Genomic DNA, 11409 nt, shown 5'->3' on the forward strand with positions numbered 1-11409 from the left:
ATTGGGTGTATACACAGTTTATTAGCAAAGCAAAAGAGCAGGTGGAGATGATCCCGCACAAAACCCCCGCCGATACCGAGGCCGATCACCTGGTGGAAGTGATCGATAAGAACAACCGCCCCCTGGCCGTGCTCTCCAAGCGCACGGTGCACCGGCAGTTGCTCCTGCACCGGTCCGTACAGGTCCTGGTGTTCAACCCGGAACGGAAAATCTACCTGCAAAAGCGCAACGCCAACAAACAGTTCTTTCCGGGACGGTGGGACATCTCGGCCCGCACCCACCCCAGGGCCGGGGAATCCACCTTCGACGCCGCCGTGCGCGCGCTCCGGGAGGAGCTGAACCTGGAAATAGAGCATCCCCAGTTCGTCCGAGAGCTGCCCGCCGGCCCGGAAACCGGGTTCGAGCACGTCGCCCTGTTCGAGGTGACCAAGAACACCCTGCCCATCGTTCCCGGCAGCGACTCGGTCTCCGAGGGGTTCTACTACTCCCCGGAAGAGCTGACCTGCCTGGTCAAGGAATTCCGGGAGCTGCTCACCCCCAACCTGGTGATCCTCTGGGAGTCCGGGCTCCTGGTCCCGGCCTAATCCCGCAGCAGCAGACCGCTCAATTCCTCGTGAATCCGGCCGTTGGTGGCCAGAATGCTCCCGGAACCAAAGGCGTACGGGACGGTCGCGTCGTATTCGCTGACCCGGCCCCCGGCCTCGGCCACCAGCAGCAGCCCGGCGGCGGTATCCCAAGGATTGAGGGCCCTCTCGTAAAACCCGTCGAACCGCCCGCAGGCCACGTAGGCCAGGTCCAGGGCCGCCGCGCCCGGACGCCGTATGCCCTGGGTCAGCGGCAGAAGCGTCCTGAAATGCTTGAGAATGTCGTCTATGTGCGCGTCGATGTCATAGGGAAAGCCCGTGGCCAGCAGGGTCTTTTCCAGGTCCGCCTCATCGGTCACGGACACGGGAATGCCGTTGCAGGACGCCCCCTGTCCCTCCACGGCGGTGAACATTTCGCCCAGGAGCGGAAGGTTGACGACACCCAGGACCACCCTGTCGCGATGCCACAAGGCGATGGAATTGGCCACGAACGGCAGGCCGTGGGCAAAATTCGTGGTCCCGTCCACCGGGTCGATGATCCAGGTCAACTCGCCCGGCCGGGTCTCCTTGGCCGTTTCCTCGGCCAGGAAGTCGGAACCGGGCAGGAGGACGGCGAGCTCCTCCTTGAGCATGGCCTCCACGGCCATGTCGGTCTCGGTCACCAGATCGATGCGCCCCTTGTGCATGATCTTCCGGGTCCTGCCCGCGCCTTCGCGGACGATGTCGCCCGCCTTGTCCACGATGGCCTTGAGCGGCTCCATGAGAGCCGCTGCGTCGAATCGGGTCGTCATTTCCGGTACTCCTCAAAGAAAAAGGGCGGCCTTGACCGCCCTGCCTGTGCAAATAATCCAGGATGCGCGGCCTGTTAGGACCGGCGCTGGATGAAGAACTCAACCGTACGGTTGTAGGTCTTCTCCTCTTCCTTGGTGAAGTAGCAGGCGGGAAGTTCTCCCCGCTGCCGGTGATAATGCAGGCATTCGCAACATATGCCGTGCTTGTCACAGTTGTAGGTGCAGGTGCAATATTGCTCGTTGATCTTGGATCGCGGACACTGGTCCTTTTTCTTCATGACGTTTCCCCTAGTCCCCCGGATGATGCGGTGTGGTCAAGTCCTCCAAAAGCCCGGACACAGTAGCCAACAGCGGCCAGAGAGTCAATAATTCGGCCCCATTGATTCCCGAAGGCCCTCTTTTCCTCGCCGTGATCAACCACTGGGCGCTCGGTGCGGAGAAAGGGAATTTCGGCGCGCTTATCATTGAATTCCGGGCCATATGTGTATAGTCTCATTAGATGATCACGCGAGGACGACCACCCGCCCTCCTTCATTCGACCCGGAACGCCGCCGATGTGGAAAAAAGCATTCAGCCAGGCTCCTGGCTACCAAAGAAAGGGGAGAAAGACCCGCATCAGGCTCAAGACCCTTGAGGCACTCAAGGAATTCATCGATTACGAGCACATCAAGCACTGTCTGATGCGTCCCTATTTCGAGGTCCAGGACTACCCCCTGGTGGAGGCCCGCGAGCTGCTGCCCTCCTTCGAGGTCGATCTCTACGAACACAAGAACCTGCCCGGTTTCTCCATGGTCGCCTTCGAGCGCCAACTGAACTCCTTTCAGGAAATTTTCCAGTTCGACGCCCTGCACTCCCCCTCGGATTGGGAGGAGATGCTGATCCAGGACTCCTGTTCGGTAGCCGAGAACGTCCGGTCCACCAACCTGCGCACCTTTCTCAGCCGCCTGCCCAAGCGGTACCACCAGGACTTTCTGGGCAAATTCGAATCCAAGGACATCTGCGCCCTGGGCAACTACGACCGCATGCTGCCTTTCCTGCTGGAGCTGGAGCGCGCCCACGTCCTGGCCCAGGACTCGTCCGGCGAGTTCACGCTGCAAGGGATGTACGCCTCCCTGCCGTCCAACCTGGACAGCGAACTCAAGCAGTTCGGGCTGAAGATCGGCAAGTTCAAGCCGGGCAACAACCTGCTCTACGAATGCAACCGGTTGTTCGTGTACCAGTTCATGATGGAGCTGCACGGATTCCCCATCGTCTCGGAGCGGCGCACTTCCTCGGCCATGTTCGCCATCCGGCTGCTGCGCCAGCACGAGCGGTTCATCGTCCGCGTGCTCGGCCAGAGCGACCGGACCATCACCACCCTGATGCCGCCGCCCAAGGGCACGCCGCGGCGGTCGGTGAAATATCCCCGGGTGGAGAAGATCGCGCTGACCCAGGTCAACGAGAACCAGAAGGAACTGGTGGAAGTCCTCAAGGACCAGGGATTCTTCATAGACCCCAAGAAGCGCGTGGTGATCCTGCGCGTGACCTACCAGCAGCACGACTACAACGCCAGGAACGTGCGCGAGGACCGCGCCCTGTCCGTGCTCAAGCAGGAGATCATCCACCCGATCACCGGCAGGATCATCGAGGGGTTGAACATCATCCAGAACGTGCGCAACATGATCCTGCGCCTGAACGACATCGTGCGCGGCGAGTACCGCATCCCGGTGAACTACAAGCGCCAGGAGCTGATCGAGTCCACCGAGACCCACGAGCACCGGCTCAAGGTCCTGTACGTCTGGCTCTCCAAGCACATGCACCGCATCGTGGACTACTCCGACGACTACTACTCCCAGCTGGTGCGCGTGCTCGACGCCTACCTGCTCTCGCCGGAACACTACGACGTGTTCAACGAGTACCACGACCTGCACCAGGAGGTCTGGTCGCGGTACAGCCAGATACAGCAGGCCCGCAAGATCCGGGTCCTCGAGGAGCTGCGCTCGCGCAAGTACAAGGGAGAGACCATCTCCTACAAGCGCAGCCTGGAGCTGACGGCCGAGATCCTCAATGATCTGAAGTTCGAGATCGTCAATTATTTCGACAAACTGGTCGTGAAAATTTTGATCATAGGCAACGACGTGGTCTCCGACGCCTACCTGTTGCGCACCTATGTGCGCAACGAGGACAAGGACCTGTCGCCCTATGGCAGAGAAGTCAAGAAACTGTACCAGCAACTGGTCATGCTGCTCGACGAGTTCCGCGCCATACGGAAATCCCGCATTTCGAGCCAGTCCGGTTCCGGTCAATAATCACATCCATCCCAAGGAGTATACAGTGGAAAACCTGGCAACCACCCCGCTCACCGCATGGCACAGGGCCAACGGCGCCAAGATGGCCCCGTTCGCCGGTTTCGACATGCCGGTGCAGTACAAGGGCATCATCGTCGAGCATAAGCACACCCGCGAAAAAGCGGGCATTTTCGATATCTGCCACATGGGTGAGTTCAAGCTCTCCGGCACGGGGGCCAAGGACGCCCTGAACACGATCGTCAGCCACGACCTGAACACCCTGGGCGCTGGCAAATGCCGCTACGGGTTCCTGCTCAACGCGTCCGGCGGCATCAACGACGACCTGATCGTCTACTGCCTGGCCGAGGATGAATACATGCTCGTGGTCAACGGCGCGTGCAGGGAAAAGGACTTCAACCACATCAAGGCCAACCTGCCCGACAATTTGACCTTCACTGACATCAGCGACGAGACCGGCAAGATCGACGTCCAGGGCCCCGAGAGCCTGGCCGTGCTCAACGACGTCCTTGGCGGAAGCTGGAATCACCTCAAATACTTCAACTTCGAGCAGGCTTCCCCGCTCGGCATCCCGATGATCGTCAGCCGCACCGGGTACACCGGCGAGCTGGGCTTCGAGCTGTACCTGCCCTCCGACAAGGTGGTCGAGGTGTGGGAGAAGCTGGCCGCCGACGAGCGCGTGGAGCCGGTTGGACTGGGCGCGCGCGACACCCTGCGCTTGGAGATCGGCTACCCGCTCTACGGCCAGGACCTGGACGAGCAGCGCACCCCGGTTGAGGCAGGCGCGGGCTTCTTCCTGAAAAAGGAGTCCGAATACATCGGCAAGTCCGGCCTGGGCCGGGTGGACGAATCCCTGATTCCCCTGTCCATCGAGGGCCGCAGGACCGCCCGCCATCACGACCAGGTCTGCCTGCCCGACGGCACCCCGGTGGGCGTGGTCACCTCCGGTTCCTTCGCCCCGAGCCTGGGCCACTGCGTCGCCCTGGCCTACGTCAAGGCGGACGCCGCGGACAACGAAACCTTCCTGATCAAGACCGCCCGCGTGGAGCTTGAGGCGAAAAAGGTTGCCCTGCCCTTCTACAAGGAAGGCACCGCCCGTATGAAAATCGACTAGACGCCCCTGGTCTTCGACACAATGACAAAGCCCCCGATCCACCAGGACCGGGGGCTCTTTCTTGTGTCCGCCCTCGCGAAGCGACACAAAAAATTCAGGAGGGAGAGGGAGATGGGGGTCCGGGGGAAGGGGGAGGCGCTCTCCGCCCGCCTATTGCGGGCCGAGGGAAAGCATGCGTTCTTCCAGGCGGCGCTTTTCGCGTTCCATGACTTCGGGGGTCAGTTTTTCGGTCGTCACCTCCATGGGATCGCCAAGATAGACCGGGCAGCGGGTGAACGGCAGGGGCAGGACGAAGCGATCCCAGGACTTGTCGAAGACCTTCTTTCGCTCGGGGTAGGCCCGCAGGGGAATGATCTTGGCACCGGCGCGCTGGGCCAGGAAGATGACGCCGTCCTTGGCCCTGTGGCGCGGCCCCTTGGGACCGTCGATGGTGAACACGGCCATGCGGTTTTCCCTTTCCATGACCCGCTTGGCCTGGAGCAGCGCCCTGACCCCGCCGCGCGTGCTCGAACCGCGTACCGTGGAGTGTCCAAGCCGCTCCAGCACCCGGGCGATGACCTCGCCGTCCTTGCTCTGGCTGACAAAGGTCACCAGATGGGAACTGAGGGTATGGCCATAGGCTGTAAGGGGAAAGATTTCGCCGTGCCACAGGGCGAGTACCACGGCCTCGCCCCGTTTGTTGCTCTCGATGAAGCTGCCGGGATCGCCCACGACCTCAAACCGTATGGACCGGGTCCACAGGCGGAACAGCCAGGAGATAAAAGGGGCGAAGGACGCGGGATCGATGGGTATCTTCATGGTTTCGCTCGAATTCCGATTTACCTCTGTCTACCGGCTCCCCGCGCGAAGGGCAAGGGGGCGGGACCATCGAAACTGTCTTTGGACCATACCCCCGGAATACGGCTTATCAATTTGACCAAAACCGGGTATCCATGCTGGAGTATTTCATCAAGGAGAAGATATGACTGATATTTCCATCGACTGCAAAGGACTTCCCTGCCCCCAGCCCGTCCTCCGCGCCAAGGAGGCCATCGAAAAGGATGCGCCGTCCAGACTGGTCATCGTCGTGGACAACGACGCGGCCAGAGAGAACGTGTCCCGCTTCCTGACCATGCAGGGCTACGCCGTGCAGGCCGAGCCGTCCGGGGCCAACCACGTGATCACCGGCACACGCGAGGGCGAATGCGCCGAGTGCGCGGTCATATCCGAGGCCGAGATCACCGCCGAGACCAACGAAAAAATCCTGGTCTTTATCCCCGCCGAGACATTGGGATCGGGCGACGACACCCTGGGCGGCAACCTGATGTACAACTTCATCCTGACCCTCAAGGAACTGGGAAGCGACCTGTGGCGCATCATCCTGGTCAACGGCGGCGTCAAGCTGGCCGTGTCCGGCAACCGGTGCCAGGAGAAGCTGAAGGAGTTGGAGGACGCCGGGGTTTCCGTGCTGGTCTGCGGCACCTGTCTGGAATTCTTCGGTCTGAACGACCAGCGCGGCGTGGGCGACGTGACCAACATGCTCGACGTGGTCACCAGCTTCCAGCTTGCCACCAAGACCATTCGGGCTTAGAAGACGGGGCATGCCCCAAAATACCCCCGATACCATCCGACTGAATAAATTCATCGCCCAGAACGGCGTCGCGTCCCGGCGCGGCGCCGACGAACTCGTGTTCGCCGGGCGAGTGACCGTCAACGGCCAAAAAGCCGATTCTCCCGGCGTCCAGGTGGACCCGGACCGCGACGAGGTCGCCGTGGACGGCAAGCGGGTCGGCGCCAAGGCCGCTCCCGCTGACATCACCCTCATGCTCCACAAGCCGGTGGAGACCGTGACCACGGCAAAGGACCCCCAGGGCCGCACCACCGTGCTCGACCTGCTGCCCGCCGACATCGTGGACAAGCGCCCGTTCCCGGTGGGCCGCCTCGACTTCTACTCCGAGGGGCTGCTCCTGCTGACCACGGACGGCGACCTCTGCTACCGGCTGACCCACCCCAAATACCACCTGCCCAAGGTCTACGTCGTGACCGTCCGCGGCATTGTCCCGCCCGCCGCCGAAGCGGCCATGCGCAAGGGCATGAAGCTCAAGGACGGCGTGCAGCTCGCCCCGGCCAAGGTGCTGGTGAAGCGTCCCGTGGCCGGCACCCAACAGGTGGAGATCACACTGACCCAGGGGATTAACCGCCAGATTCGCCGCATGTGCGAGGAGCTGGGGCTGACCATCCTGCGCCTGAAGCGCGTCAGCCAGGGTCCCCTGGAACTCGGCAGCCTCAAGCGCGGCCAGTGGCGCGAACTCTCCGCCAGGGAACTCGCGGACCTGAAACGGGCGGTGGGACTGGCCTAGCAGGCAGCACATCGTCTCTCCCCTTTGCCGCGCCAAGGAGTGGTGGTGAAGACAAAACAGGCCGCACGGTGCATCGAAAACGCACCGTGCGGCCTGTTTTTTCGGCTGACGAGCCGACCGCGCCGTTTCAGGGCGGCTAGAACCCCTGGGTGTTGTCCTCCACCTGGGTGCCTGCGGGCGGGGTGAAGGTGAACATGTCCGGACCCAGTTCCACGTCGGTCTCCACGTTGGCCAGGCGAACCTCGTTGCCGTTGCCGTAGAAGTCCACGATCATAACCTGCCGGAGCAACCCGGTGTCCGGCTCCACGCCGATGAAGGCCAGGACCATGCCCGGCTCGGCCTCCTTGGGCACCAGCTGGAGCACGGTGTAGCCCTTGCCCCATCTGGCCCGGACCTCGTCCGCGCCCGCCCACTCGGTCTTGACCACGAAATCTTCCTTGATGTTGGCCCGGCCGGACAGAAAGCGGAGGATGGTCTTGGAATCCAGAAGAGTGGCCACGCTGTACTTGATGGCCAGTTCCTCGTCGCGGATGTAGTCCCAGGCGTATTCCTCACCCACCACCAGCAGCTCCTCCTCGGGCGCGGAGGTCTCCCAGCGCACCTTGGAGGGGTTCATGAACCAGATCTTGCCCTTGCGGTGCTCCACCTGGCCGCTGGCCACGTTGGTCAGGTCCTGCTCGAAGTCGGCCCGGAATGTTTTAAGGTCTTCGTATCGCTTCTGAATCAGGTCCGGCAAATCCTCGGTTTTGACCGCATCCGCAGCCGGGGAAAGGGCCGGGGACAGGAGCAGGAACAGGATCGCAAAAATGGCACAAAATATTCTAGAGTTCATATAATCTCCAATTATTCAGGCTTGATGACCTTTCGCGGCTTGCTCCCCTCCTGGGGACCGAGGATACCGTCCTCCTCCATCTGCTCGATGAATCGGGCCGCGCGGTTGAAACCGATGCGCAGCCTGCGCTGCAACAGCGAGATGGACGCCTTGCCCTGGTCAAGCACGAACTGTACCGCCTCGTCGTAGACCGGGTCGTCCGTGGAGCTGACCCCGCCGGAACCCCCGCCGTTGCCCGTGTTCGGACTCCAGTCGCTGAAGTCCAGCTCGAACTCCTGGGGTACGGACTGTTTCCAGAAATCGACCACATGCGCAATTTCCGTCTCGTCCACGTACGCGCCGTGCATCCGCTTGAGCTTGCCGCCGCTGGGCTTGAAAAGCATGTCGCCCTTGCCGAGCAGCCGCTCCGCGCCCACGGCGTCGAGAATGGTCCGGGAGTCGAACTTGGAGGTCACGAAAAAGGAGATGCGGGTCGGGAAGTTGGCCTTGATCAGGCCGGTGACCACGTCCACGCTGGGCCGCTGGGTGGCCAGGACCAGGTGGATGCCCGCGGCGCGCGCCAGCTGGGCCAGCCGCACGATGCACTGCTCCACTTCCTTGGCCGCGGTCATCATCAGGTCGGCCAGCTCGTCGATGATGATGACCAGATAGGGCATGTGCTTCATGTGCTCGAACTCCTCCGGCACATTGTCGCCCATCTCCTCGACTTTCTTGTTGTATCCCTCGATGTTGCGGACGCCCAACTGGGCCATTTTCTCGTACCGGCAGTCCATTTCGAAGACCGCCCACTCCAGGGCGCTCTTGGCCATGTTCATGTCGGTGACCACGGGATGGACCAGGTGCGGCAGGTCCGCGTACGGAGCCAGCTCGATGCGCTTGGGGTCCACCAGGAGCAGCTTCACGTCCTCGGGCCCGGCCTTGTACAGCAGGGACAAAAGGAACCCGTTGATGCCCACGGACTTGCCCGCGCCGGTGGCGCCCGCCACCAGCAGGTGCGGCATACGGGCCAGGTCCGCGACCTTGGTCGCGCCCTGGATGTCCTTGCCGAGGGCCAGGGTGAGCGGCGACTTGGAGCCGGTGAATTCCTTGGATTCCAACACTTCGCGCAGATAAACCATCTCCCGCTCAATGTTCGGTATCTCGATGCCCACGGAGTCCTTGCCCGGAATGGGGGCCTCGATGCGCACGGACTCGGCGCGCAGGGCCAGGGCTATGTCGTCGGTCAGGTTCTCGATCTTGGAGACCTTGATGCCGGGCGCGGGCTTGAACTCAAACATGGTCACCACGGGACCGGGGACAACGTGCTGGATTTCGCCCTGCACGTTGAAATCGTTCAAACATTCCTTGAGCTTGTCGGCCAGGGGCTGGAGCACCGCCGGGGTCTGCGATGAGGACTGCAGCGGGGGCGCGGTCAGCAGCGCGGTATTCGGCAGCCCGCCGGGTCCGGCCGGAACGTTGACCGGAGACGGAACGGATTTCGCCGCAGCGGGTCTGGGCTTTTTCGGGGGCGGAGAAACCTTCACCGGGCGGTCCTTTTCGCCCGCGTCCAGGTCCACGAACTGGAGGGGCGTTTCTTCCTCTTCCGGCTCGCGTTCTGCCTTTTCGCGCGCCTTGGCCTCGCGGCGCAGTGCGCGCGCCTCCTTGCGCTCCATGGCGCCCTCCCGGTACCGCTCCCACCACTGGCCGAGCACGACCCAGACAGAGGCCCAGCTGAAGCCGAGCACGCCCTGGACCGAGACGATGGTCACGAACAGCCAGAGCAGGAAGGTGCCCACGGGCCGGAGGTACGGCAGGGTGTACTTGGTGATCACGGACCGGCCGAAGAAGCCGCTGCCGATGAGGCCGTAGGCATCCTCAGGCACGGAGAAGAACCAGGGGTGCATGGCCCAGGCCTCGAAGGCCACGAACAACCCGATGACGCCGAGCCAGCGGGTGAAGGAGAGCTTCAGCCTCGAAATGAACCGGGACAGTCCCAGATAAAGGAAATACAGGGGCAGGAATATCGCCCCAACGCCGAACATTTCCACAAGGAAACCGGCGCAGTATGACCCCGCGTACCCGACGACGTTGTGTACCTTGCGCCCCGAGGTGACCGCCTGGTTGAAGCTGGGGTCGCCCGGGTCGAAGGACAGGATGCTCAGGAAAAGGAACGCGGAGAGAAAGAGAAGGAACAGCCCGATGATCTCGTTGCCGCGCCCTTTCCGCTCCGTTTGTACCGTGGTGTTCCGCCGTCTCGCCATTAATCCTCTCTTAGAATAAAAAAGGTCCTGGACAGCAACCTGCCCACGACCTTTTTACGCAATTTACACAAGGTGTTGCAAGTCCGCTTTATTCGCGTCCAAGATACTCTCCGCTCCGGGTGTCCACCTTGATGGTGTCGCCTTCGTTGATGAACAGCGGAACGTTGACCTTCAGCCCGGTCTCCATGGTGGCGGGCTTGGTGGCGTTGCTCACGCGGTCGCCCTGGATGCCGGGGTCGGTCTGGGCCACCTTGAGGGTAACGCCTGCGGGCAGGTCCACGCCGATCAGCTCGCCGTTGTAGAGCAGGACCTTGACGGTGTCGCCTTCCTTGATGAAGCCGCCCTTCTCGCCGACGTTGTCGCCGGGGACGTGCATCTGCTCGTAGGTCTCGAGGTCCATGAACACGAAGAAGTCGCCTTCACGGAAAATGTACTGCATTTCGGTAACGGCCATGTCGGGTTTGTCCACCTTCTCGCCGGAGCGGAAGGTCTTGTCGAGCACCTGGCCGGTCATCATCTGGCGCAGCTTGGTACGCACCATGGCGCCGCCCTTGCCCGGCTTGAAGTGCTGAAACTCGATGATTTCAAACGGCTTGCCGTCGATCTCGATTTTCAGGCCAGTCCTGAAATCCTTGGTCGATATCATATATTTCTCCAAATGTTACCGGTTGTTACCGGGTCTTTTATCGGCTTATTCAGCCCCGCAACCGCTCCACGAGCGCTTGGACACCGAGGGCATAACTCAGAATTCCGAAACCGGCAATCACGCCGATGCACCTCTCGCCCATAATGGATTTCTGGCGCAGGGGCTGGTCGGTGCGCGCCCAAATGTTGCTGATATGCACCTCCACGCAGGGGATGTCGATCCAGGCCAGGCAGTCGGCCAGGGCCAGGCTGGTGTGGGTGTAGGCCCCCGCATTGAAGACCACGCCGTCCACGCCCTCCTCGCGCGCCCATTCCAGGCGGTCGATGAGTCCGCCCTCGGAGTTGGACTGAAAATGGCTCAGGGTCACCTCGGCGGCCTTTTCGCCCATGAGGGTTTCCAGCAGCGCGGGCATATCCTCCATGGTTTGCGAACCATAGATCTCCGGCTGGCGTTTGCCGATGTGCCCGAGATTGGGACCATTTAATATGAGTATATGGTATTTGGCCATGCCCTACCCCCTGACTATTTTCCGCTATGTCTTGACGCGCCACCATAAAAAAAGAACATTGGGGGCGTCC

At 61.9% G+C, this 11409-nt stretch carries 12 protein-coding genes; 5 read left to right on the plus strand and 7 right to left on the minus strand.

What is annotated here, in order from left to right:
- The first annotated feature begins 47 nt into the window (after positions 1–47).
- Positions 48–584, plus strand: a complete 537-nt coding sequence (locus AWY79_RS12090; RefSeq protein ID WP_066804215.1) for an NUDIX hydrolase — start codon at positions 48–50, stop codon at positions 582–584.
- Here AWY79_RS12090 and AWY79_RS12095 read toward each other — a convergent pair.
- Together AWY79_RS12095 and AWY79_RS12100 are read right to left on the minus strand one after the other, a co-directional pair.
- The gene (locus AWY79_RS12095) at positions 581–1375 is read right to left on the minus strand and encodes an inositol monophosphatase family protein (protein WP_066804218.1); all 795 of its coding nucleotides are present in this window, start codon (positions 1373–1375) and stop codon (positions 581–583) included. The two genes, AWY79_RS12090 and AWY79_RS12095, sit on opposite strands and share 4 nt — an antisense overlap.
- 74 nt (positions 1376–1449) lie before the next feature.
- Complete coding sequence (locus tag AWY79_RS12100) at positions 1450–1653, minus strand: DUF6485 family protein (protein WP_066804221.1); 204 nt, start codon at positions 1651–1653, stop codon at positions 1450–1452.
- Positions 1654–1929: 276 nt separating this feature from the next.
- Here AWY79_RS12100 and AWY79_RS12105 point away from each other — a divergent pair, with 276 nt between their 5' ends.
- Complete coding sequence (locus AWY79_RS12105) at positions 1930–3663, plus strand: hypothetical protein (RefSeq protein WP_066804224.1); 1734 nt, start codon at positions 1930–1932, stop codon at positions 3661–3663.
- Positions 3664–3688: 25 nt separating this feature from the next.
- On the plus strand, positions 3689–4774 hold the full coding sequence (gene gcvT / locus AWY79_RS12110; protein WP_066804227.1) for a glycine cleavage system aminomethyltransferase GcvT: 1086 nt from the start codon (positions 3689–3691) through the stop codon (positions 4772–4774).
- 150 nt (positions 4775–4924) lie between these two features.
- On the opposite strand, the gene AWY79_RS12115 is transcribed toward gcvT, so the two are convergent.
- Positions 4925–5572, minus strand: coding sequence for a lysophospholipid acyltransferase family protein (locus AWY79_RS12115; protein WP_066804238.1), 648 nt, complete (start codon positions 5570–5572; stop codon positions 4925–4927).
- A 163-nt stretch (positions 5573–5735) separates the two neighbouring features.
- On the opposite strand from AWY79_RS12115, the gene yedF reads away from it, so the two are divergent.
- Positions 5736–6344 carry a sulfurtransferase-like selenium metabolism protein YedF gene (gene yedF / locus AWY79_RS12120; protein WP_066804241.1) on the plus strand — a complete coding sequence of 203 codons (609 nt, stop codon included), beginning with the start codon at positions 5736–5738 and terminating at the stop codon, positions 6342–6344.
- A gap of 10 nt (positions 6345–6354) precedes the next feature.
- A complete protein-coding gene (locus tag AWY79_RS12125) occupies positions 6355–7113 on the plus strand; it encodes a pseudouridine synthase (protein ID WP_066804244.1) in 759 nt (252 codons plus the stop codon).
- Between the two features lie 136 nt (positions 7114–7249).
- Here the strand turns inward: AWY79_RS12125 and lolA are convergent, their stop codons facing one another.
- The 4 genes from lolA to AWY79_RS12145 form a co-directional block, all read right to left on the minus strand.
- Positions 7250–7945 (minus strand): outer membrane lipoprotein periplasmic chaperone LolA, encoded by a 696-nt coding sequence (gene lolA / locus AWY79_RS12130; RefSeq protein ID WP_066804247.1) that lies wholly within the window; start codon positions 7943–7945, stop codon positions 7250–7252.
- An 11-nt stretch (positions 7946–7956) separates the two neighbouring features.
- The gene (locus AWY79_RS12135) at positions 7957–10185 is read right to left on the minus strand and encodes a DNA translocase FtsK (protein WP_066804250.1); all 2229 of its coding nucleotides are present in this window, start codon (positions 10183–10185) and stop codon (positions 7957–7959) included.
- An 88-nt stretch (positions 10186–10273) separates the two neighbouring features.
- A complete protein-coding gene (efp, locus tag AWY79_RS12140) occupies positions 10274–10831 on the minus strand; it encodes an elongation factor P (protein WP_066804252.1) in 558 nt (185 codons plus the stop codon).
- A gap of 49 nt (positions 10832–10880) precedes the next feature.
- A complete protein-coding gene (locus AWY79_RS12145; protein ID WP_066804255.1) occupies positions 10881–11339 on the minus strand; it encodes a type II 3-dehydroquinate dehydratase in 459 nt (152 codons plus the stop codon).
- Between the last annotated feature and the right edge of the window lie 70 nt (positions 11340–11409).

The sequence above is a fragment of the Pseudodesulfovibrio indicus genome (assembly GCF_001563225.1).
GTDB classification, from domain to species: domain Bacteria; phylum Desulfobacterota; class Desulfovibrionia; order Desulfovibrionales; family Desulfovibrionaceae; genus Pseudodesulfovibrio; species Pseudodesulfovibrio indicus.

What these genes read in the sequence shown, in the direction of transcription:
- AWY79_RS12090 (WP_066804215.1), top strand. Translation starts at nt 48, where the DNA reads ATGATCCCGCACAAAACCCCCGCCGATACCGAGGCCGATCACCTGGTG.
- AWY79_RS12095 (WP_066804218.1), bottom strand. Translation starts at nt 1,375, where the DNA reads ATGACGACCCGATTCGACGCAGCGGCTCTCATGGAGCCGCTCAAGGCC.
- AWY79_RS12100 (WP_066804221.1), bottom strand. Translation starts at nt 1,653, where the DNA reads ATGAAGAAAAAGGACCAGTGTCCGCGATCCAAGATCAACGAGCAATAT.
- AWY79_RS12105 (WP_066804224.1), top strand. Translation starts at nt 1,930, where the DNA reads ATGTGGAAAAAAGCATTCAGCCAGGCTCCTGGCTACCAAAGAAAGGGG.
- AWY79_RS12115 (WP_066804238.1), bottom strand. Translation starts at nt 5,572, where the DNA reads ATGAAGATACCCATCGATCCCGCGTCCTTCGCCCCTTTTATCTCCTGG.
- yedF (WP_066804241.1), top strand. Translation starts at nt 5,736, where the DNA reads ATGACTGATATTTCCATCGACTGCAAAGGACTTCCCTGCCCCCAGCCC.
- AWY79_RS12125 (WP_066804244.1), top strand. Translation starts at nt 6,355, where the DNA reads ATGCCCCAAAATACCCCCGATACCATCCGACTGAATAAATTCATCGCC.
- lolA (WP_066804247.1), bottom strand. Translation starts at nt 7,945, where the DNA reads ATGAACTCTAGAATATTTTGTGCCATTTTTGCGATCCTGTTCCTGCTC.
- AWY79_RS12135 (WP_066804250.1), bottom strand. Translation starts at nt 10,185, where the DNA reads ATGGCGAGACGGCGGAACACCACGGTACAAACGGAGCGGAAAGGGCGC.
- efp (WP_066804252.1), bottom strand. Translation starts at nt 10,831, where the DNA reads ATGATATCGACCAAGGATTTCAGGACTGGCCTGAAAATCGAGATCGAC.
- AWY79_RS12145 (WP_066804255.1), bottom strand. Translation starts at nt 11,339, where the DNA reads ATGGCCAAATACCATATACTCATATTAAATGGTCCCAATCTCGGGCAC.